Source organism: Paraburkholderia nodosa DSM 21604 (genome assembly GCF_000519185.1).
Classification (GTDB): domain Bacteria; phylum Pseudomonadota; class Gammaproteobacteria; order Burkholderiales; family Burkholderiaceae; genus Paraburkholderia; species Paraburkholderia nodosa.
The window spans coordinates 232,541-253,973 of the sequence record NZ_JAFA01000008.1 but is presented as its reverse complement, the minus strand read 5'-3'; the positions used below and the strand labels follow the sequence as shown (position 1 = coordinate 253,973).

Below are 21,433 nucleotides of genomic sequence, written 5' to 3'. Positions count from 1 at the left end.
TAAACCTGAATCTGGATTTACTGATACCGCACGCCACCAGGACTTCTGACCGATCTTATGAAGCCGATCTGGATAGTAGACGACGACCAATCGATACGCTGGGTGCTCGAAAAGGCCCTTGCCCGCGAGAACTTCGCCACCCGCAGCTTTTCGAACGTGCGCGAAGCCGCGAGCGCGCTCGACCACGACAGCCCGCAGGTGCTCGTCTCCGACATCCGCATGCCGGGCGGCTCGGGCCTCGAGCTGCTGCAAACCGTGCGTGAGCGCGTGCCGGGCTTGCCCGTCATCATCATGACGGCGTTCTCCGACCTCGACAGCGCGGTCGCCGCGTTTCAGGGCGGCGCGTTCGAGTATCTCGCCAAGCCGTTCGACGTCGACAAGGCCGTCGAGCTGATTCGCCGCGCCGTGGACGAAAGCATGCGCGGCGAGCAACAGTGGGACGAGCGTCCCGCCGAAGCGCCCGAGATGCTCGGCCAGGCGCCGGCCATGCAGGACATGTTCCGCGCCATCGGGCGGCTTTCGCATTCGGCGGCGACCGTGCTCATCACCGGCGAGTCTGGCACCGGAAAGGAGCTTGTCGCGCGCGCCTTGCACCGACATAGCCCACGCGCGAACGGGCCGTTCATCGCGCTGAACACCGCGGCGATCCCGAAGGATCTTCTGGAATCCGAACTGTTCGGCCACGAACGTGGCGCGTTCACCGGCGCGCAGGCCATGCGCCAGGGCCGCTTCGAGCAGGCCGAGAACGGCACGCTGTTCCTCGACGAAATCGGCGACATGCCGTTCGACCTGCAAACGCGTCTCTTGCGTGTGCTCTCTGATGGGCAGTTCTACCGGGTGGGCGGGCACAACCCGCTGCGTGCGAACGTGCGCGTGATCGCCGCGACGCACCAGAACCTCGAAACGCGCGTGCGCCAGGGGCTGTTCCGCGAGGACTTGTATCACCGGCTCAACGTGATTCGCCTGCGTTTGCCTGCGCTGCGCGAGCGCAGCGAGGACATTCCGCTGCTCGCGCGCCACTTCCTCCAGAAAAGCGCGCGCGAGCTGGGCGTGGAGCCCAAGCGCGTGTCGGACGAGGCGCTTGCGTGGATGTCGGCGCTGCCGTTTCCGGGCAATGTGCGCCAGCTCGAGAATCTCGCGAACTGGCTCACCGTGATGGCGCCCGCGCAGACCGTCGAGATCAAGGATCTGCCACCTGACCTCGTGCCTGCGCACGGCTCGGCGGGTGCGGCGGTGCATCTCGCTGAGGCTTCGGCCGCTTCCGAAGCGGGCGCGGCGACCAATGGCGCGGGCGGCATGTCGCCGGTTGCGGGTGGCGTGGCGGGCGCGGGCTTGCCCGGCGCGCTCGGCGGCGTCTCGGGCGGCGTGGTGTTCGGGACGCCGGCGTTCGGCGCGTCCAACGGCACCGCTGCCGCTGTCTCGCCGCTGAGCGTGTGGGAGAGCGGTCTGCGCACGGAAGTCGCGCGTCTCTTGCGCGAAAACAGCGCCGATGTCATGGACGAACTCTCGCGCCGCTTCGAAGCCGCCGTGATCCGCGAGGCGCTCGACTTCACGCGCGGGCGCAAGGTCGAGGCGGCCGAGCGTCTTGGCATCGGCCGCAATACCATCACGCGCAAGATCCAGGAACTCAATCTGGAATGAGCGTGGATTAGCAGGTGGCATCGGGCCGGCCTCGCGCAACGCGAGTCGGCCCGATGCGCAGTGCACCGGCGCGCACACAGGGCATAATCGACGCTGTTTTCCTGTCGACGACCGATCATGCCTGTGACTTCTCCCTGGCCCACCGAGGCCGATCCTTTCCTTTCGCTCGAATCGCTCGACGACCCTGCCGTCATGGCCTGGGTCGAATCGCAGAACGCACGCACGCGCGCCGCGTGGCAGGGCGGTGCGCGTTTCGAGGCGCTCGAAACGCGCCTCGCCCAGGCCTACTTGCCGCGCGAGCGGCCCGTGATCCCGAGCCGCTGGCAGGAGTGGGCCTACGACCTCTGGGAGGACGAGGACAATCCCAAGGGACTGTGGCGCCGCGCGCTCTGGGCCGACTGGCGCGCCCACAAGCCGCAGTGGCAAACGCTGATCGACTTCGACGCGCTCGGCGCGAAAGAGGGCATGCCATGGGTGTGCGCGGGCATCGACATCCTCTACCCGGATGGCGACCGCGCGCTGATCCAGCTTTCCGATGGCGGCTCCGACGCGGTCATCGTGCGCGAGTTCGACATCGTGAAGCGCGAATTCCTCGACGATGGCTTCGCCATTGCGAAGGAAGGCAAGCACATCATTTCGTGGATCGATCGCGATACCGTGTACCTGGGATGGGACGCGGGCGGCAAGAGCGGCAAGAAGATGCTCACGCGCTCGGGCTATCCGCGCGAGGTGCGCCGCTGGACGCGCGGCACCGCGCTCGCCGACGCGCCCGTGGTGTTCAGCGGCGAGTTCGGCGACATCAGCGTGGAGGGCGACTACGATCCGGTCGAGAAGCGCCACGACGTGGTGCGCAGCGTCGACTTCTTCGATTCATACACCTATCGTCTCGATGGGCGTGGCGCCTGGCAGGTGTACGACGTGCCTACGCATGTCTCGGTCGGCGCGTGGCACGGCTGGCTGCTGCTCGAACCGCGGCTCGACTGGAGCGTTTCGGGTGTCGCGTACAAGGGCGGTGCGTTGCTCGTGATCCGCGAAGACGCTTTCCTCGCGGGCGAGCGCGCGTTTACGACGCTCTTCACGCCCACGCCGGTTACGTCGGCATGCGACTGGACCAATACGCAAAACGTCTTGATCGTCTCCTGGCTCGACGATGTCGAGAGCCGCACGATGCTCTGGCAGCCGCACCAGGAAGGTAGCGCGTGGCGCTGGGAGTCGCGCCTGTTCCCTGCGCGTGCGAGTTCGCAGGTGGATGTCTCGCCCATCGAAGACACGCTCAACGACGAGGTATTCGTCGACGTCGACGATTACCTGCTGCCGCCCGAATACTGGCTCGCCGATCTCGCGCAAACCGATCTCCAGCAGTGGGAATTGCTCGACCGCTGGCCCACGCAGTTCGATTCCGGGCCGCTCACGGTCATCCGCTCGCACGCGCGCTCGGCGGATGGCACGAGCGTACCGTTCACCGTAGTTGGCCCGAAGGCCGTGCTCGAAGGCGAGTCACGCAAGGCGTCGCCGTGCCTGCTTACGGGCTACGGCGGTTTCGCAATCGCGCTCACGCCGCAATATCTCGTGGGCTCGGGCATCGGCTGGCTGGAGCAGGGCGGTGTGGTGGCAATCGCGCACATTCGCGGCGGCGGCGAGTACGGCACCGCCTGGCACGTCGAGGCCCAGCGCGAGCGTCGCCAGCGCTCGTTCGACGACTTCATCGCGGTGGCCGAACAGTTGATTGCCGATGGCTATACGAGCGCCGCGCAACTGGGCATCAAGGGCGGCAGCAACGGCGGGCTGCTCGTGGGCGCGTGCATGGTGCAGCGTCCCGAGTTGTTTGGCGCCGTGGTGTGCGAGGTGCCGCTGCTCGACATGCAGCGCTACCCGCTGCTGCATGCGGGTGCGTCATGGATCGACGAATATGGCGATCCTGAGGATGACGAAGAATCGCGCGCGCTGGCTGGCTATTCGCCCTACCACCATGTGAAGCCAGGTGTCGTGTATCCGCCGTCGCTGTTCACGACTTCGACGAGCGATGACCGCGTGCATCCCTCGCACGCGCGCAAGATGGTCGCGCGCATGGAGCAGCAGGGGCACGCGAATGTCTGGTATCTGGAGAACACCGAAGGCGGTCACGGCCCCGGCAGCGATTCGCTCGAGCGCGCGGAGTATGACGCGCTCGTTTATCGCTTTCTGTGGACCACGCTCGCGGGGAACTGGTAAGGCTCGCGTTCAGCCCGCGATATCGAGCGTGGCGATCACCGGCGTGTGATCGGACGGCTGTTCCCACTTGCGCGGCACCTTGTCCACTTCGCACGCGGTGAGGTGCCCGGCAAGCGCGGGTGAGAGCAGGATATGGTCGATGCGCAAGCCCGCGTTGCGGCGAAACGCGAACATGCGATAGTCCCACCACGTGAAGAGCTTTTCGGGCTGCTCGAACTGGCGGAACGCATCGACGAAACCCAGTTCGATCAGGCGGCGAAACTGCGCGCGCTCTTCGGGCGAGACGAGGTTCTGGCCTTCCCAGGCCTTCGGGTCGTGCACGTCGCGGTCTTCGGGCGCGATGTTGTAGTCGCCGAGCAGCGCGAGCTTCGGGTAGCGCTGCATCTCCTGCGCGAGCCAGTCGTGCATGGCGTCGAGCCATTGCAGCTTGTACGCGAACTTCTCGGTGCCGGGCGCCTGGCCGTTCGGGAAGTACGCGCTCACCACGCGCACATCGCCGATGGTCGTGGCGATCACGCGCTGCTGCGGATCTTCGAAGCCCGGAATGTTGCGCACGACCGTGGCTTCGTCGACGAACAGGCCTTCGCGCACGAGGATGCCCACGCCGTTATAGGTCTTCTGGCCCGCGAACCAGCTGCGATAGCCGTGCGCCTCGAGATCGGCGCGCGGGAACTTGTCGTCGGTGAGCTTGAGTTCCTGGAGGCAGAGCACGTCGGTCTTGCTCTCGTTGAGCCAGTCGATGACGTGCTGCAGACGGACCTTGAGGGAGTTGACGTTCCACGTGGCGATTTTCATGTGAGGCTCGATAGGGTGACGGTGTGCGTTCGGTGCACTTCGGCGCCATTATCGCCTGCTTCGCAAAGCGGGCAACAGTTCCCTCACCATGGCTCCAGCCACGGCCGCAGATCGAGTTCGTGCGTCCAGGCATCGCGCGGCTGCTGGTGCAGTGTCCAGTAGGCGTCGGCGATGTGCTCGGGGTTCAGGATGCCGTCGCGTTCCTTGAGCTTGTAGCGTTCGGGAAAATTCTCGCGGATGAACTCGGTGTCGATCGCGCCATCGACAATGATCTGCCCGACGTGAATGCCCTGCGGCCCGAGTTCGCGCGCCATCGACTGGGCGAGGGCGCGCAGCGCGTGCTTCGCGCCCGAGAACGCCGCGAAGCCCTCGCGCCCGCGCAGGCTCGCGGTGGCGCCCGTGAAGAAGATCGAACCGCGCTCGCGCGGCAGCATGACTTTTGCGGCTTCGCGGCCCATCAGGAACCCGGCGAAACAGGCCATTTCCCAGACCTTGTGATAGACGCGCGCCGTGGTTTCGGTAATGCCGAAGCGCACATTCGCGCCGATGTTGAAGATCGCCACCTCAATGGGCGCGATGCGCGTCTCGATGTCCGCGAACAGCGCGATCATGTCCTCTTCCTTGCGCGCGTCCGAGCCGAAGGCGTGCGCTTCGCCGCCCTCGGCTTCGATCTGCGCGACGAGCGGCGCGAGTTTGTCGGCATTGCGGCGCGTCACGCATGCAATGTAGCCCTCGCGTGCGAAGCGGCGCGCGATGGCGCCTCCGGTGGCGTCGCCTGCGCCGATTACCAGTACGGCTTTCTTTTGCGTCATGGTGCTTGTCTCACTGTCGATTACAGCGGCCCGGTTTCAGGTATCTTAGGACGTCGGCGCGCCCGGGCAAAGGCGCGCGTATTCACATAAGGGAGACACGATGGCTGACATCAAGGTGCAGTTTCTGTTCGACTTCGGTAGTCCTAACGCTTACCTGTGCCACAAGGTGATCGGCGGCATCGAAGCGCGCCAGCAGGTGCGTTTCGAGTATGTGCCGATCCTGCTTGGCGGCCTTTTCAAGCTGAGCGGCAATCGCTCGCCGGCCGAGGCGTTCGCGGACATCGAGAACAAGCGCAAGTTCATGATGATCGAGATGCGGCGCTTCATCGAGCGGCATGGGCTGACGGCCTATCGGCACAATCCGCACTTCCCCGTGAACACGTTGCAGATCATGCGCGGCGCAATTGCGGCGCGGCGCTTCGGCACGTTCGAGCGCTACGTGGACCGCATGTTCGCGCACATGTGGGAAGAGGGCCTCAAGATGGACGACCCCGTCGTGATCCGCGCGGCGCTCGAGGCGGACGGCCTCGACGCCACGGCGTTCGAAACGGCGATTCAGGACGCCGATGTGAAAGCCGCGCTGCTTGCGAACACGCAGTCGGCGTTCGAGCGCGGCGCGTTCGGTTCGCCGACGTTCTTCGTCGGCGAGGAAATGTACTTCGGCAAGGATCAGTTGCGCGATGTCGAGGAGGAAATCGCGCGCGTGAAGTTGCGCGCATAAAACGCGGCGGTTCATCACGAGGCGAGGCGGACGCGGCATGATCGCTCCCGCCTCACGCCGCGCATCAAAGCGCGGCTTGTTCCGCCGTTTGTTCCTCGGCTTGCGGCGCGGCGATCACGCCCAGACGCACGCGCGCCGCCTCGTATTCGCGCTGCAAACGCGCGATGAGTTCAGCTGCCGGCAGGATGCTCTTCACCGCGCCAATGCCCTGGCCCGAGCCCCAGATGTCCTTCCACGGCTTCACGCGCGTCGAGCCGAAATTCATCGCCGACGGATCCGACTGCGGCAGCGCCTCCGGATCGAGACCGCTCGCCACGATGCTCTGGCGCAGATAGTTGCCGTGCACGCCCGTGAAGAGATTCGAGTACACGATATCGCCCGCGCCGCCCTCGACGATCATTTGCTTGTACGCGTCGATGGCATTCGCTTCATGCGTGGCGATGAACGCCGAGCCGATATAGGCGAGATCGGCGCCCGCCGCCTGCGCCGCGAGAATCGCGTTGCCGTTGCCGATCGCGCCCGACAGCAGCAGAGGGCCGTCGAACCATTCGCGAATCTCGTGGATGAGGGCGAACGGCGAGAGCGTGCCCGCATGGCCGCCCGCACCGGCGGCCACGGCGATCAGGCCGTCCGCGCCTTTCTCGATGGCCTTCTTCGCGAACGTGTTGTTGATGACGTCGTGCAGCACGATGCCGCCCCATGCGTGGATCGCATGGTTGACCTCTTCGCGCGCGCCGAGCGACGTGATGACGATCGGCACCTTGTATTGGGCGCACACGCCAAGGTCGTGCTCGAGGCGGTCGTTCGACTTGTGCACGATCTGGTTGACGGCGAAGGGCGCCGCCGGGGCGTCCGGGTGCTTCGCGTTGTAGTCGGCGAGTTCGGTGGTGATGCGGTCCAGCCATTCGCCGAGCACGTGCTCGGGGCGCGCATTGAGCGCGGGGAACGAGCCGACGACGCCCGCCTTGCACTGGGCGATCACGAGATCGGGATTCGAAATGATGAAGAGGGGCGAGCCGACGACCGGAATCGACAGGCCGCGGCGCAGCACGGCGGGCAGGGACATCCATATCTCCTTGACTGGGGCGGCCGCCGGGTGCGGCTGCCGTCGCGTGATTCGATGCGCCGGCGTGCGCGCCGGCTGGCAGGCTCAAACATAGCAAAGCCGTCGAAACTATGCAACCAGTTGCATAGTGGAAAAATTCGATCCGCAACAGATCCGGCATCGGGCGGGGCGTGGTTTAGAATCGCCGCATGTCGACGCCGCATGCCATTCTCATCGCCTTGCTGGAAAAGCCTTCGTCGGGCTACGACCTCGCGCGCCGCTTCGATCGCGCGATCGGCTACTTCTGGCACGCCACCCATCAGCAGATCTATCGCGAGTTGGGCCGCATGGTCGAGGCGGGGTGGGTGTCGGTCATCGAGGACGAGACGGCCGCCGCGTCGCGCAAGAAGGTGTATTGCGTGTTGCCTGTGGGACGCGATGAAGTGGCGCGCTGGGTGCGCGAGACGGCGCTCGACCTCGACTCGCGCAACGTGTTTCTGCTCAAGCTGCGCGCCGATGCTGTGATCGGGCCGCTCGGCCTCGCGGAGGAACTCGCGCGGCTCATCGAAGAAAATCGCGCGCGGCTCGCGACCTATCGGGAGATCGAGCAGCGCGATTTCGGCGCGGCTTCGCTCACGCGCGGGCAGCAGTTGCAGTACGCGATCCTCAAGGCGGGCATCCATACGCAAGAGATGTGGCTTGCCTGGGCGGAAGAAGTGCGGGCGCTGGTGGAACCCGCGCAGGCGTGGTGAAATTTGCCAGGGTATCCGAAGTAATTCTCGTGTCGCGATTGCCTGCCCGACGGTGTCCGAACGCGCGATGTTTCGATCGTGTGAAAAAGACCCTTGACGGAGTGATCCCGGCACCCTATAATTCTTTTCTCTGACGGACGCGGGGTGGAGCAGTCTGGCAGCTCGTCGGGCTCATAACCCGAAGGTCGTAGGTTCAAATCCTACCCCCGCAACCAAACGTCTTAAGCAGCAAGGCCTCGTGCCAATCAACGAACCCGCTCTGAGCGGGTTTTTTGTTTTCTGCCTCTCGAAGCTACAGCGAACGCATCGCTAAGCGCCTGCCTCGCTTCCAATCGCCCAGTCCACCGCGGCCTGCGCGTGCAACGCGGTGGTGTCGAACACCGGCAGTGCCGAATCCTTCTGTCCGATTAGCAGCGTGATTTCCGTGCAGCCGAGAATGACCGCCTGCGCGCCGCGTGCCGCGAGGTCTTCGATCACGCGCTGATACACGCGCCGCGATTGCCCATCCACGTTGCCGTGACACAGCTCGTCGTAGATGATGCGGTGCACGTCCGCGCGATCGTGTTCGTTCGGCACGATCGCTTCGATACCGTGCGCCTCGCGCAATCGCCCCACGTAGAAGTCCTGTTCCATCGTGTAGCGCGTGCCGAGCAGGCCCGCTCGCGTGAATCCCGCGGCGCGCAGCGCCTGGCCGGTCGGGTCCGCGATATGCAGGAAGGGGATCGAGATCGTCGCCTCGATCGCCGCGCGCACGCGGTGCATCGTGTTCGTCGCAAGCAGCACGATATCGGCGCCGCCGCGTTCGAGCTGTTGCGCGGCCTCGGCCATCTGCACGCCTAGCGCGTCCCAGTCGCCCGCGCGCTGGAGCGCTTCGACCTGCGCGAAGTCCACGGTCACCATCAGGCTGCGCGCGTTGTGATGGCCGCCCAGACGCGCCTTCGCGTGGCGGTTCAGCAGCCGGTAATACTCGGCCGATGATTCCCAGCTCATCCCCCCAATCACGCCGATCGTTTTCATCGATTCGTTCCTCGCTCTCGTGGCCTGTTCAGTCCGCACGAGTATAGGCCCGCGCAGCCAGCAGTCCAGTGACGGTCTGGCCGATCCGAAGCGGTACGGGAGCCGATAAAGGGCACGGGCAATTGTCTTGAAAATACTACTGTGTTTTTGTACAGTATCGGGACCGTGAACGCGCCTTCTTCCAACCTCGCGCCGCCGGCCGCGCCCGACTCGGGACGCTCCGCCGCCGCACTAGCCGCCGCCGCTCGCAAGATCATCCATTGCGACTGCGACTGCTTCTATGCGTCGGTCGAAATGCGCGACGACCCCTCACTGCGCGGCCGCCCGCTCGCGGTGGGCGGCCGGCCCGACCAGCGTGGCGTGATCGCCACCTGCAACTACGAGGCGCGGCGCTTCGGCATTCATTCGGCGATGTCGTCGGCGCTCGCCATGCGCAAGTGTCCCGAACTGCTGATCCTGCCCACGGCGATGGAGAAGTACCGCACCGCCTCGCGCGAGATCATGGCGATCTACCGCGACTACACCGCCGACGTCGAACCGCTCTCGCTCGACGAAGCCTATCTCGACGTCACGCGCGCCCCGCGCTGCAAGGGCAGCGCCACGCTGATCGCCGAGGAAATTCGCGCGCGCGTGCGCGAAACCGTGGGCGTGACGGTATCGGCCGGCGTGGCGCCGAACAAGTTCATCGCCAAGATCGCCTCGGACTGGAACAAGCCCGATGGCCTCTTCGTCGTGCGTCCGCCTGAAGTCGATGCCTTCGTCGCTGCGCTGCCCGTGCGCAAGATCCACGGCGTCGGCAAGGTCACGGCGGCGAAGCTCGAAAACCTCGGGCTCACCACCTGCGCGCAACTGCGCACGTGGTCGCTGTTCGATCTGCACCGGCATTTCGGCGTGTTCGGCAAGCGGCTCTACGAACTCGCGCGCGGTATGGACGACCGGCCCGTGCGCGCCGATCAGGAGCGCAAGTCGGTGAGCGTCGAGACGACCTACGTGAACGATCTGCTCACACTCGAAGCGTGCAGCGAGGAGCTCAAGCGGCTTGCGGTGCTGCTCGACGCGCGCATCGAACGCGCGGGTTGCGCGCACGCGGTGCGCAAGCTCTTCGTGAAGATCCGCTTCGCCGACTTCCAGCGTACGACGGTCGAGTGCGTGGCCGATGCCACCGATGTGCGCACCCTGCTCCTGATGCTCGAAAAAGGACTCGCGCGGCGCAAGCTGGCGGTGCGTCTGCTCGGCGTGGGCGTGCGGCTCGAAGAGGACAACCCGGCGTTGCGCGGGCAGTTCGCGCTCTTCGACGACGATCCCGCGGAAGACGATGGCCCGAGCGCGCTCGTGTGACGCCTTCGCGTGGCTGCGGGCCACGCCGCTGGCAGCGCGATTCTGGCGCCGATAGAATCGACGCGAGCGGAAACGAAAGCGCCACGCCGCCACGCCAGAACAAGGAGCCGCAGATGGACCTGATCATTCGCCGCGCGGTGCTCGCGCATGCGCATCCCGCCGGCTGTCCCACGGTGGATATCGGTATCGAGGCGGGGCGCATTACCGCGGTGGAGCCGCAACTCACGACGGCGGCGCGCGAGGAGATCGATGCCGCGGGTGCGCTCGTGAGCGCGCCGTTCGTCGATGCACATTTCCACATGGACGCCACGCTCTCGTATGGCCTGCCGCGCGTGAATGCGTCGGGCACGCTGCTGGAGGGCATCGCGCTGTGGGGCGAGCTCAAGCCGCATCTCACGCAGGAGGCGCTCGTCGAACGCGCGCTGCAGTACTGCGACTGGGCCGTCGCGCGCGGGCTCCTCGCGATTCGCTCTCACGTCGATGTGTGCGACGCGCGGCTGCTTGCGGTCGAGGCGCTGCTCGAGGTGAAGCGCCGTGTCGCGCCGTATCTCGATCTCCAGCTCGTGGCGTTTCCGCAGGATGGCGTATTGCGCAGCCCCGGTGCATTCGACAATCTCAAGCGCGCGATCGCGATGGGCGTAGACGTGGTGGGCGGCATTCCCCACTTCGAGCGCACGATGGCGGAGGGCGCCGAATCGGTGCGCCTGCTGTGCGAGTTCGCCGCCGACAAGGGCCTGCGTGTGGACATGCATTGCGACGAATCCGACGACCCGCTCTCGCGCCACATTGAAACGCTCGCGGCGCAAACGCATCGGCTAGGCCTGCATGGGCGCGTGGCCGGATCGCATCTCACGTCGATGCATTCGATGGACAACTACTACGTGAGCAAGCTGATACCGCTCATGCGCGAGTCGGGTGTCGCGGCGATTGCGAATCCGCTCATCAATATCACGCTGCAAGGGCGCTCCGATACCTACCCGAAGCGCCGCGGCATGACGCGCGTGCCCGAGTTGATGGCGGCAGGCGTGACGGTGGCGTTCGGCCACGACTGCGTGATGGACCCGTGGTACAGCTTCGGCTCGGGCGACATGCTCGAAGTCGCGCACATGGGTCTGCATGTCGCGCAAATGACGGGCACCGACGCCTCGCGCGCCTGCTTCGACGCGGTGACTGTGAACGCCGCGACGATCCTCGGCCTCGAAGGCTACGGCGTGGCGCCCGGTTGCGCGGCGAACCTCGTGGTGCTCGACGCGGGCGACGCCATCGAGGCGATCCGGCTGCGCGCGGCGCGGCTCGCGGTCGTGAGCCGGGGCAGGGTGGTGAGCCGGCAACCCGCGCAGCGCGCGGTGCTTGCGCTCGAAGGACGGCCGCAAAGCGTCGATTTCAGGCTGCATCGATAAAACGCGGGGCAATAAAAAACCGCGCATGGGTCGCAACCCATGCGCGGTTTTAGTTTTGGCTCGCTTACGAGCGAGTCACGTGGTCACTGCTGTGCCGGCGGCTGCTCCATGCCGTTGTGGCGCAGCAGCGCGTCGATGTTCGGCTCGCGGCCGCGGAAGGCCTTGAACGACTCCATCGCCGGGCGGCTGCCGCCCACCTCCAGAATTTCCTTGCGGTAGCGCGTGCCGGTCGCTTCGTCGAGCACGCTCGACTTCGCGGCTTGCGCGGCTTCCTCGAAAGCGGCATAGGCATCGGCGGAAAGCACTTCGGCCCACTTGTAGCTGTAGTAGCCGGCCGCGTAGCCGCCCGCGAAGATGTGGCTGAACGTGTTCGGCCAGCGCGAGAACGGCGCCTGCGGAATGACGTGGTAGCGCTCGTTGATCTCGCGTGCCAGGTCGTTCGCGCTCTTGCCCTTCGAAGCGTCGAAGTCCACGTGCAGCGCCATGTCGAACATCGAGAACACGATCTGGCGCAGCGTGCCGAGACCGCTCTGGAAGTTCTTTGCGGCGAGCATCTTGTCGAAGAGTTCGCGCGGCAGCGGCTTGGCGGTCTCGACATGCGAGCTCATTTCGCGCACCACGTCCCATTCCCAGCAGAAGTTTTCCATGAACTGCGAGGGCAGTTCGACGGCATCCCACTCCACGCCGTTGATGCCCGACACGCCCAGTTCGTCCACACGCGTGAGCATGTGGTGCAGGCCGTGGCCGAACTCGTGGAAGAGCGTAATGACTTCGTCGTGCGTAAAGCACGCAGGGCGGCCGCCCACCGGCGCCGAGAAGTTGCACGTGAGATACGCGACGGGCGTTTGCACGTCATTGCCTTCGAGCTTGCGGCGCGAGCGGGCGTCGTCCATCCATGCGCCGCCGCGCTTGCCTTCACGTGCATAGAGGTCGAGATAGAACTGCGCGACGAGCGTGCCGTCCGCGTTTTCCACACGGAAGAAACGCACATCGGGATTCCACACCGGCGCGCTGTCCGGGCGGATGCGCACGCCAAAGAGCGTTTCCGTGACCTTGAACAGGCCCTGCAGCACGAAGTCTTCCGGGAAGTACTGCTTCACTTCGTTTTCCGAGAACGAGTAGCGCTTCTGGCGCAGACGCTCGGCGGCGAACGCCATGTCCCACGGCTCGATCTGCGTGAGGCCCAGTTCGCTCGCGGCGAATTCGCGCAGCTCTTCCCAGTCCTTTTCGGCGTGCGGGCGCGCGCGCGTGGCGAGGTCTTCGAGGAAGCTCATCACCTGAGCCGGCGTTTCCGCCATCTTCGGCGTGAGCGAGACTTCGGCGAAGTTGTTGTAGCCGAGCATCTTCGCTTCTTCGGCGCGCAGCTTCAGTTGCTCCTCGATGATCGCTGTGTTGTCCCATTCGGCGTTGCCGCCGCCGTAGACGGGGCCAAGTTCGGACGCGCGCGTGACGTAGGCGCGGTACATCGTCTCGCGCATCGCGCGGTTTTCCGAGTACTGCAGCACCGGGAAGTACGAGGGGAAATGCAGCGTGAACTTCCAGCCTTCCTTGTTCTCGCGTTCGGCGGCTTCGCGTGCGGCGGCGATCGCGTCCTCGGGCAGGCCCGCGAGATCGGCTTCACTGGTCGCGTAGAACGCGTAGCCGTTGGTCGCGTCGAGCACGTGGTCGGAGAAGGCTTTGGCGAGCGCGGCCTGGCGCTCCTGCAGTTCGGCGAAGCGCGGCTTCTGGTCTTCGGGCAATTCCGCCCCGGAGAGGCGGAAGTCGCGCAGCGAATTGTCGAGGATCTTCTTGCGCTCGCCCGAGAGCAGCTCGAACGAGTTGTGATTCGTGATGGCCTTGTACTTCTTGAAAAGCTCGAGATTCTGGCCGACGCTCGACCAGAATTCGGTCACGCGCGGCAGGTTCTCGCCGTGCGCGGCGCGCAGTTCTGGCGTATCGGCGACGGCGTTCAGGTGGCCGACCACGCCCCAGGCGCGCGAAAGCGGCTCGCTGGCGCGCTCGACCGGCTCGACCACGTCGCTCCACTGCGCGGGCGTCATGGGTTGCGCGGCGCGCTCGACCGCGGCCTTCGCGTTCGCGAGCAGGACGTCGAGCGCGGGCGTCACGTGCTCGGGGCGGATTTCGCCGAAGCGCGGCAGTCCGGTGAAGTCGAGGAGCGGATTGTCGGAGGGGGTAGTAGCCATGATGCTTCCTGTTCCTGTCTGTCGCGGGTTAGGGGACCGGGGCGCGGCACACGCGCCCGATAGCCAGAGTATTGGGGCGCCAGGCGCGCTTTCCAACCGGGTTATCCGAGCAAATTAACAGATGTCGGGGGGCGGTGGCGCAATCGCGGCTGTCGCCGTGCGAGCGGGCGGCGCCGCAAAAAAGAAAGCGGCCCGTGATGGGCCGCTTCGGGAGCGTCATGCTGTCACGCGTCGTCGCGTGTTGCTTACGCGCCCGCCGCGCGCTCCGCCGCTTCGATCGTGTTCACGAGCAGCATCGTGATGGTCATCGGGCCGACGCCTCCCGGCACCGGCGTGATGAAGCCGGCTACGTCCTTCAGGCCCGCAAAATCGACGTCGCCGCAGAGCTTGCCGTTGTCGTCGCGGTTCATGCCCACGTCGATCACGGTCGCGCCGGGCTTCACCATGTCGGCGGTCAGCACGTTGCGCTTGCCCACCGCGGCGACCACGATATCGGCGTCGCGCGTATGCTTCGCGAGGTCGCGCGTTTTGCTGTGGCAGATCGTGACGGTCGCACCCTTTTCGAGCAGCAGGAGCGCCATCGGCTTGCCGACGATATTCGAGCGGCCGATCACCACGGCGTTCGCGCCTTCGAGCGGGATCCTGTATTCCTCGAACATCTTCATCACGCCATAGGGCGTGCAGGGGCGAAAGAGCGGCTGGCCCGTCATGAGCGCGCCCGCGTTGGCGACGTGAAAGCCGTCCACGTCCTTCTCGGGCGCGATGGCCTCGATCACCTTATGGCTGTCGATGTGCTTCGGCAGCGGCAACTGCACGAGAATGCCGTTGATCTTCGGGTCGCGGTTCAACTCGTCGATGCGCTTGAGCAGGTCGGCTTCGGAAAGCGACGCGGCATAGCGGTCGTACGACGAGTAGAGGCCGTTGTCTTCGCAGGCCTTGATCTTGTTGCGCACGTAGACTTCGCTCGCCGGATTGTCGCCGACCAGCACGACGGCGAGTCCCGGCTGATGGCCGCGGGCGCTGAGGGCGGCGGCGCGCGTGGCGACTTCCGCACGCAGTTTCTTGGAGAGGGCGTTGCCGTCGATGATAGTGGCAGTCATGGTCGGTCGGGGTCGAGAGTGGGCAATGCGGGCTCGTGTGGGTGCGAGCGCTGGCGCGCGTGGGGCAGGCGCCATTCGAAGGGCGACATTATACCCGCGCGGCGGGCGTGCTCCGGCCTGAACGGACGATGGGCGAGGGAAGAGGGTCGCGGCGAGACGCCGCCGGCAGCATGCGCGCGCCATGGCGCGCGCATGCTGCCGGAGAAAGACGCGCTTACTGCTGCGCCTGTTGCGGCTTGTTGGAGAGCGCGAGACGCAGCAGGTCGGCAACCGTGTTGACGTTGAGTTTCTCCATGATGTTGGCGCGGTGCGCCTCCACCGTCTTGATGCTGATCCCGAGGTCGTCGGCGATCTGCTTGTTCAGGCGGCCCGCGATAATGCGCTCGAGCACCTGGTGCTCGCGCGCCGTGAGCTTGCCGAGACGTTCGGCGGCCGCGCGCTGTTGCTGCACGTTGCTGCTTTCGTTGCGCGCCTTGTCGAGCATGCGCTCCACCAGCTTGCGCAGTTCGGCTTCGTCGAAGGGCTTCTCGATGAAGTCCATCGCGCCCTTCTTCATGGTCGAGACGGCCATCGGCACGTCGCCGTGGCCCGTCACGAAGATGATCGGCAGCGAGGCGTTTTCCGCGATCAGGCGTTCCTGCAGTTCGAGGCCGCTCATGCCCTGCATGCGCACGTCCAGAATCATGCAGGCGATCTGGCCAGCCTGTTGCGCCGGCTGGTATGACTCGAGGAACTCCTCCGCGCTATTGAAACACTGGACGCGGTAGCCGTTCGCTTCGAGGAGCCAACGCAGGGAGTCTCGTACGGCCTCGTCGTCATCGACAACAAAGACGGTTTCCTGGGTGGTGACTGGGCTGTTCATGACTCTCCCGTAACGGTTTGTGGAGTCGGTTCGTCGGTGTTCCGCGAGAGGGTGTCCGATTCGCCGATAGGCAGACTGCAATGGAACGTTGCGCCGCTGATGTGGCCGTCGGATTCGACGTTGTTGACCACCCAGAGACGCCCGCGGTGCGATTCGATAATGGAGCGGCAGATGTTCAGGCCCATGCCCATGCCGTCCGACTTGGTGCTGTAAAAAGGCTCGAAGAGGCGCTCGGCCGTGGCTTCGTCGACGCCGGGGCCCTGATCGACCACGCTGATGCATACGTTGCCGCCTTCGCGCTTCACGATCACGCGGATCACCGGGTCGATCGCATTCGGGCGCGCGTCGGCCATGGCTTCCGCAGCGTTCTTCAAGAGATTGACGAGCACCTGCTCGATCAGCACGGGATCGACATAGATCACGGGCATGCGCGAGCGCATGTCGGTCACGATGCGGATGCGGCGCTTGCGAGCCTCGATCTCGGCGAGGCCCACCGCGTCGGCGACGATGTCGGCGACGCGCGTGGCCTGGCGCTTGGGTTCGGAGCGCTTCACGAACTCGCGGATGCGCTTGATGATCATGCCCGCGCGCACGGCTTGCTGCGCCGTTTTCTCGAGCACGGGCAGCAGGTTGTCGGGCGCGGCGCGCCCCGACTTCACGAGCGCGACGGTGCCCGAGGCATAGTTGTTGATCGCGGCGAGCGGCTGGTTCAGCTCGTGCGCGAGCGACGAGGCCATTTCGCCCATCGTCATCAGGCGGCTCGTGAACTGGAGCTTCTCGTCCTGCTGGCGGGCCAGTTCCTGCGCCTGCTTGCGCGTGGTGATGTCGGTCGCGATCTGCATCTGCGCGAGGTGGCCGTCCACCCACTGGATGTACTGGCGGCGCACTTCGAACCACTTCTGGATGCTCTCGACGTAGACCTCCTGCGCGTCCGCCGTGCTCTCGGTGAGCGCGGTGGCGGGCAGGCCGGCGAAGGCGTCGACCATGTCGATCGAGTCCGAGGAGGCGCTCGCCGAATCGAAGCCGCCGCCGCCTGCGAGTTCCAGGTGGCCGTCCGGGCGGATGCCGAAGAGATGGCGGTAGTAGCGGTTCGCAAACAACAGTTCGGCTTCGTCGGCGGCGAGCACCGAGACGGCGGCGTCGAGGCTTTCGAGCACGGTGGTGAAGCGCTCGTGCGCGGCGGCGAGTTCTTCGCGGGCGCGCTTGGGCTCGGTGATGTCGGTCATCGACGACATCCAGCCAGTCTGGCGGCCCGAGCTGTCGATCAGCGGCGAGACATAGAGCCGCGCGTGGAACTGCGAGCCGTCCTTGCGGCGCACGCGCAGTTCGAACCCCGAGGAGGGCGCCTTGCCGCGCAGCGTCATGTCGAGCTGGCGCTGCATTTCGGGGTAGGCGTCGCGCGGCCAGTAGGGGAACGGTGCGTTCTTGCCCACGAGGTCGCTTTCGTCCCAGCCGGTCATGCGGCAGAACGCCGGGTTCACGTGGGTGATGCGGCCGTGCATGTCGAGCACGCGCATGCCGATCAGCACCGAGTTTTCCATCGCGCGGCGGAAGAACGCCTCCGCGTAGAGCGCCTGTTGTGCCTCGAAGCGCTGGCGCGTGTGCTTCCAGAGGCTCCAGAGGCTCCACAGCACGAAGCACGACAGCCCCGCGACCAGCCACACGAGCGTGTTGTTCGTGAAGTTGGTCATCTGCGGATACGAGTACACGCGTACCGAAACGCCCTGGCCGGGCGGGTCGAGCGGCAGGTCGTAATAGACGTCGCGCGGCAGGCGCGGACGCGTCGAGGTGGTGGCGAGCTCGCGGTTGTTCGCGTCGAGAATCGAAATCTTGTATTTGGCCGACAGCTCGGGCGGGATGTCGTGCTTCAGGATGCCTTCGACCGAGAACACGGCCGCGATCGAACCAAGAAATTCCCGATCGCGGTATACCGGCGTTTGCAGCGTGATGTAGCCGTTACCGACGTCGTCGTAAATAAGCGGCGAATACACCTGGCGGCGCGTGGCGCGCGCCTCGGCGAAAGCGGCCTTCACGGCCTCGTCCATTTGCGCGTCGTTGGGCTTTGCGAGGCGCTGGCCGAAGACCGGCATCGCCGTGTTGGGCCAGCGCGGCTCCTCCTGGCTCGTGTACCAGTTCAGATAGAGGATCTCCGGATGGCCCTGCATGATGTCCGTGGTGGACGTCTGGAAAAACTGCGGATCGCTGTGGCCTGCGGCGAGGTCGCGAGCGAGCGCCTGCAGCTGTTCCTGCGCGCCTGTCATGGAAAGCCGGATCTGCTGCTGGGCCCATGCGACGTTGCGGTAGAGCGTGTCTTCCTGCTGTTGTTGCTCGCGGCGGTTCAGGCTCCACAAGATCAGGCTCATGACGATCAGGAACACGAGGATCGACAGGAGCGGCGTCAGCAAATAGGAATTCGACCACCAGGGTCCGTGGTGCCAGCGAGATGGCGACGACTCGCCGGGCGTTCCGGGCGGCCGCGCCGAGCGTGCGAAAAGCCGTTCGGTCAACATGGCAAGGATTGTAGCTCAGCGTAAGACACGGAAATGCCGCGAAAAAAGCCGTAAATCGCCGATAAACGGGTGCAAACTGGCCGTTATCGGCTCAAGGGCGCGAACGATTAAGCGTGCGCTGCAGCAATTTTTCGCATTATAAAATCGCATCTCGCAATTCGAAAATTTTGTTGCGCGATGGTCGGGGGGGTCATTACAATCGCCCCGAAGCTGCTGCGGTTGGCCCGGTCACGTCTTAAGCGTCGCCGCCCGCATGGTCCGATCAACAGCGTTCCCCTAAATCCAGGAGACGAGCATGTCCGCTGTACCCGACGAAGTCCTCAAGTACGTTGCCGCCGACAAGGACGAGGATCCCCAGGAAACCGCCGAATGGCTCGAAGCGCTGGACGGCGTCATTTCGACTGTCGGTCCTGATCGCGCCCACTACCTGATCGAAAAGCAGATCGAATTCGCCCGCGTGCACGGCGAGCATCTGCCGTTCTCGGCGAACACGCCGTACATCAACACGATCCCCGTCGCCAACCAGGCCAAGAACCCGGGCGACCAGGACGTCGAACACCGCATCCGCTCGTACACGCGCTGGAACGCCATGGCCATGGTGCTGCGCGCGGGCAAGCACACGAACGTGGGCGGCCATATCGCGTCGTTCGCCTCGGCGGCCACGCTGTATGACGTCGGCTACAACCACTTCTGGCGCGCGCCGTCGGCCGAGCATGGCGGCGACCTCGTTTTCGTGCAGGGCCACTCGTCGCCGGGCGTCTACTCGCGCGCGTTCCTGCTCGGCCGCCTGACCGAAAAGCAGCTCGACAACTTCCGCCAGGAAGTGGGCGGCGAGGGCATCTCGTCGTACCCGCACCCGTGGCTGATGCCGGACTTCTGGCAGTTCCCGACCGTCTCGATGGGTCTCGGCCCGATCATGGCGATCTACCAGGCACGCTTCATGAAGTACCTGCAGGCGCGCGGCATCGCCAAGACCGACGGCCGCAAGGTGTGGGCCTTCCTCGGCGACGGCGAAACGGACGAGCCGGAATCGCTCGGCGCGATCGGCATGGCCGGGCGCGAGCGTCTGGACAACCTCGTGTTCGTCATCAACTGCAACCTGCAGCGCCTCGACGGCCCGGTGCGCGGTAACGGCAAGATCATCCAGGAACTCGAAAGCGAGTTCCGCGGCGCCGGCTGGAACGTCGTCAAGGTCATCTGGGGCAGCCGCTGGGACGCGCTCTTCGCACGCGACAAGTCGGGCGCGCTGATGCGCCGCATGATGGAAGTGGTCGACGGCGAGTACCAGACGTACAAGTCGGAGTCGGGCGCGTTCGTGCGCGAGCACTTCTTCAACACGCCTGAACTGAAGGCGCTGGTCGCCGACTGGTCCGACGACGACATCTGGAACCTGAACCGCGGCGGTCACGACCCGCACAAGATCTACGCGGCGTTCCACGAAGCTTCGAACTCGAAGGGCCAGCCGACCGTCATCCTCGCGAAGACGATCAAGGGCTATGGCATGGGCGAAGCCGGCCAGGCCATGAACATCACCCACCAGCAGAAGAAGATGCAGGTGGATCAGCTCAAGAAGTTCCGCGACCAGTTCCGTCTGCCGATCACGGACGAGCAGATCGTCGACGTGCCGTACCTCACGTTCGAGGAAGGCTCGAAGGAACTCGAGTACATGCGCCAGAAGCGCATGGACCTCGGCGGTTACCTCCCGGCTCGCCGCCAGAAGGCCGAGTCGCTGCCGGTGCCGGCGCTCGACGCATTCGAGCCGCTGCTCAAGGGCACGGGCGAAGGCCGCGAGATCTCCACGACGATGGCGTTCGTGCGGATCCTGAACATCCTCCTGAAGGACAAGGCGCTCGGCAAGCGCGTCGTGCCGATCGTGCCGGACGAGTCGCGTACCTTCGGTATGGAAGGCCTGTTCCGCCAGATCGGTATCTGGAATCAGCAAGGCCAGAAGTACGTGCCGGAAGATTCCGACCAGCTGATGTTCTACAAGGAATCGGAAACCGGTCAGATCCTGCAGGAAGGCATCAACGAAGCCGGCGGCATGTCGGACTGGATCGCAGCTGCGACGTCGTACTCGACGCACGGCGAGATCATGATCCCGTTCTACATCTTCTACTCGATGTTCGGCTTCCAGCGTATCGGCGACCTGGCCTGGGCCGCAGGCGACATGCGTTCGCGCGGCTTCCTGCTGGGCGGCACGGCGGGCCGCACGACGCTCAACGGCGAAGGTCTGCAGCACGAAGACGGCCACTCGCTCCTGTGGGCGGCTTCGGTGCCGAACTGCGTGAGCTACGACCCGACGTTCGGCTATGAACTCGCGGTCATCATGCAGGACGGTCTGCGCCGCATGGTGCAGGAGCAGGAAGACGTGTTCTATTACGTCACGGTGATGAACGAGAACTACGAGCACCCGGCGATTCCGCAGGGCGAGAGCGTGGCGGCCGACATCATCAAGGGCATGTACTCGTTCAAGAAGGCCGACGCGAACGCCAAGGCGCCGCGCGTTCAGCTCATGGGCGCTGGCACGATCTTCAACGAAGTGATCGCCGCCGCCGACCTGCTGAAGAACGACTGGGGCGTCGAAGCCGACCTCTGGAGCGTGCCGAGCTTCACCGAACTCGCGCGCGAAGGTCACGAAGTCGAGCGCTGGAACCTGCTGCACCCGAGCGAGCCGCGCCGCGAATCGCACGTCGAGAAGCTGCTGAAGGACACGCAAGGTCCGATCATCGCTTCGACCGACTACGTGCGAGCGCTGGTCGACCAGATCCGTGGCCTGGTGCCGCGCAAGTTCGTGGTGCTCGGCACTGACGGCTTCGGCCGTTCGGACACGCGTGAGAAGCTGCGTCACTTCTTCGAAGTCGATCGTTACTGGACCACGGTTGCGGCGCTCAATGCGCTCGCGGACGAAGGCAAGATCGAGCGCAAGGTGGTTGGCGAGGCGATCGCCAAGTACAACCTCGATTCGTCCAAACCCAACCCGATGACCGTCTAACCCATCACCCCTGTGCATGGCATGCGCGCCTCCCCGAAGCGGGGAGGCGCGTCG

General features: G+C 65.3%; 15 protein-coding genes and 1 tRNA gene. 8 read left to right on the top strand and 8 right to left on the bottom strand.

Features of this window, described 5'->3' with window-relative positions; genetic code table 11:
• Positions 1-57: 57 nt before the first annotated feature.
• Both ntrC and A3CW_RS0114345 read left to right on the top strand, forming a co-directional pair.
• Positions 58-1,641 (top strand): nitrogen regulation protein NR(I), encoded by a 1,584-nt coding sequence (gene ntrC, locus A3CW_RS0114350; protein ID WP_028204198.1) that lies wholly within the window; start codon positions 58-60, stop codon positions 1,639-1,641.
• A 117-nt stretch (positions 1,642-1,758) separates the two neighbouring features.
• On the top strand, positions 1,759-3,852 hold the full coding sequence (locus tag A3CW_RS0114345; protein WP_028204197.1) for a prolyl oligopeptidase family serine peptidase: 2,094 nt from the start codon (positions 1,759-1,761) through the stop codon (positions 3,850-3,852).
• Between the two features lie 9 nt (positions 3,853-3,861).
• Here A3CW_RS0114345 and xth read toward each other — a convergent pair whose 3' ends face one another.
• A complete protein-coding gene (gene xth, locus A3CW_RS0114340; RefSeq protein WP_028204196.1) occupies positions 3,862-4,647 on the bottom strand; it encodes an exodeoxyribonuclease III in 786 nt (261 codons plus the stop codon).
• Positions 4,648-4,730: 83 nt separating this feature from the next.
• The gene (locus tag A3CW_RS0114335) at positions 4,731-5,459 is read right to left on the bottom strand and encodes an SDR family oxidoreductase (RefSeq protein WP_028204195.1); all 729 of its coding nucleotides are present in this window, start codon (positions 5,457-5,459) and stop codon (positions 4,731-4,733) included.
• Positions 5,460-5,559: 100 nt separating this feature from the next.
• Here A3CW_RS0114335 and A3CW_RS0114330 point away from each other — a divergent pair, with 100 nt between their 5' ends.
• A complete protein-coding gene (locus A3CW_RS0114330; protein ID WP_028204194.1) occupies positions 5,560-6,180 on the top strand; it encodes a 2-hydroxychromene-2-carboxylate isomerase in 621 nt (206 codons plus the stop codon).
• A gap of 64 nt (positions 6,181-6,244) precedes the next feature.
• Here the strand turns inward: A3CW_RS0114330 and A3CW_RS0114325 are convergent, their stop codons facing one another.
• On the bottom strand, positions 6,245-7,246 hold the full coding sequence (locus A3CW_RS0114325) for an NAD(P)H-dependent flavin oxidoreductase (protein WP_028204193.1): 1,002 nt from the start codon (positions 7,244-7,246) through the stop codon (positions 6,245-6,247).
• 188 nt (positions 7,247-7,434) lie between these two features.
• Between A3CW_RS0114325 and A3CW_RS0114320 the strand changes: the two genes are divergently transcribed.
• Both A3CW_RS0114320 and A3CW_RS0114315 read left to right on the top strand, forming a co-directional pair.
• Positions 7,435-7,977: a PadR family transcriptional regulator gene (locus tag A3CW_RS0114320; protein ID WP_028204192.1), complete on the top strand. Its 543-nt coding sequence runs from the start codon at positions 7,435-7,437 to the stop codon at positions 7,975-7,977.
• 138 nt (positions 7,978-8,115) lie between these two features.
• Positions 8,116-8,192, top strand: a tRNA-Met gene (locus A3CW_RS0114315).
• Positions 8,193-8,286: 94 nt separating this feature from the next.
• Here A3CW_RS0114315 and A3CW_RS0114310 read toward each other — a convergent pair.
• Positions 8,287-8,994, bottom strand: coding sequence for an aspartate/glutamate racemase family protein (locus A3CW_RS0114310; protein WP_028204191.1), 708 nt, complete (start codon positions 8,992-8,994; stop codon positions 8,287-8,289).
• Between the two features lie 252 nt (positions 8,995-9,246).
• Between A3CW_RS0114310 and dinB the strand changes: the two genes are divergently transcribed.
• Both dinB and A3CW_RS0114300 read left to right on the top strand, forming a co-directional pair.
• Entirely contained in the window at positions 9,247-10,332 is a 1,086-nt protein-coding gene (gene dinB, locus A3CW_RS46260) for a DNA polymerase IV (RefSeq protein WP_245623642.1), read from the top strand.
• A gap of 113 nt (positions 10,333-10,445) precedes the next feature.
• A complete protein-coding gene (locus A3CW_RS0114300; RefSeq protein WP_028204190.1) occupies positions 10,446-11,732 on the top strand; it encodes an amidohydrolase family protein in 1,287 nt (428 codons plus the stop codon).
• 83 nt (positions 11,733-11,815) lie between these two features.
• On the opposite strand, the gene A3CW_RS0114295 is transcribed toward A3CW_RS0114300, so the two are convergent.
• From A3CW_RS0114295 to fixL, 4 genes are all read right to left on the bottom strand, one after another.
• Positions 11,816-13,915: a M3 family metallopeptidase gene (locus A3CW_RS0114295; RefSeq protein WP_028204189.1), complete on the bottom strand. Its 2,100-nt coding sequence runs from the start codon at positions 13,913-13,915 to the stop codon at positions 11,816-11,818.
• Positions 13,916-14,160: 245 nt separating this feature from the next.
• A complete protein-coding gene (folD, locus tag A3CW_RS0114290) occupies positions 14,161-15,015 on the bottom strand; it encodes a bifunctional methylenetetrahydrofolate dehydrogenase/methenyltetrahydrofolate cyclohydrolase FolD (RefSeq protein WP_028204188.1) in 855 nt (284 codons plus the stop codon).
• Positions 15,016-15,229: 214 nt separating this feature from the next.
• Positions 15,230-15,877: an oxygen response regulator transcription factor FixJ gene (fixJ, locus tag A3CW_RS0114285; protein ID WP_028204187.1), complete on the bottom strand. Its 648-nt coding sequence runs from the start codon at positions 15,875-15,877 to the stop codon at positions 15,230-15,232.
• Positions 15,874-18,387 carry an oxygen sensor histidine kinase FixL gene (gene fixL, locus A3CW_RS0114280; protein WP_028204186.1) on the bottom strand — a complete coding sequence of 838 codons (2,514 nt, stop codon included), beginning with the start codon at positions 18,385-18,387 and terminating at the stop codon, positions 15,874-15,876. The genes fixJ and fixL overlap by 4 nt, the downstream gene beginning before the upstream one ends.
• A gap of 295 nt (positions 18,388-18,682) precedes the next feature.
• Between fixL and aceE the strand changes: the two genes are divergently transcribed.
• The gene (gene aceE / locus A3CW_RS0114275; protein WP_028204185.1) at positions 18,683-21,379 is read left to right on the top strand and encodes a pyruvate dehydrogenase (acetyl-transferring), homodimeric type; all 2,697 of its coding nucleotides are present in this window, start codon (positions 18,683-18,685) and stop codon (positions 21,377-21,379) included.
• The last annotated feature ends 54 nt before the right edge of the window (positions 21,380-21,433 follow it).

Coding starts and splice junctions, on each gene's coding strand:
- A3CW_RS0114310 (WP_028204191.1), bottom strand. CDS start 8,994: ATGAAAACGATCGGCGTGATTGGGGGGATGAGCTGGGAATCATCGGCC.
- ntrC (WP_028204198.1), top strand. CDS start 58: ATGAAGCCGATCTGGATAGTAGACGACGACCAATCGATACGCTGGGTG.
- A3CW_RS0114330 (WP_028204194.1), top strand. CDS start 5,560: ATGGCTGACATCAAGGTGCAGTTTCTGTTCGACTTCGGTAGTCCTAAC.
- fixL (WP_028204186.1), bottom strand. CDS start 18,387: ATGTTGACCGAACGGCTTTTCGCACGCTCGGCGCGGCCGCCCGGAACG.
- A3CW_RS0114345 (WP_028204197.1), top strand. CDS start 1,759: ATGCCTGTGACTTCTCCCTGGCCCACCGAGGCCGATCCTTTCCTTTCG.
- A3CW_RS0114325 (WP_028204193.1), bottom strand. CDS start 7,246: ATGTCCCTGCCCGCCGTGCTGCGCCGCGGCCTGTCGATTCCGGTCGTC.
- A3CW_RS0114335 (WP_028204195.1), bottom strand. CDS start 5,459: ATGACGCAAAAGAAAGCCGTACTGGTAATCGGCGCAGGCGACGCCACC.
- A3CW_RS0114295 (WP_028204189.1), bottom strand. CDS start 13,915: ATGGCTACTACCCCCTCCGACAATCCGCTCCTCGACTTCACCGGACTG.
- A3CW_RS0114300 (WP_028204190.1), top strand. CDS start 10,446: ATGGACCTGATCATTCGCCGCGCGGTGCTCGCGCATGCGCATCCCGCC.
- folD (WP_028204188.1), bottom strand. CDS start 15,015: ATGACTGCCACTATCATCGACGGCAACGCCCTCTCCAAGAAACTGCGT.
- A3CW_RS0114320 (WP_028204192.1), top strand. CDS start 7,435: ATGTCGACGCCGCATGCCATTCTCATCGCCTTGCTGGAAAAGCCTTCG.
- fixJ (WP_028204187.1), bottom strand. CDS start 15,877: ATGAACAGCCCAGTCACCACCCAGGAAACCGTCTTTGTTGTCGATGAC.
- aceE (WP_028204185.1), top strand. CDS start 18,683: ATGTCCGCTGTACCCGACGAAGTCCTCAAGTACGTTGCCGCCGACAAG.
- xth (WP_028204196.1), bottom strand. CDS start 4,647: ATGAAAATCGCCACGTGGAACGTCAACTCCCTCAAGGTCCGTCTGCAG.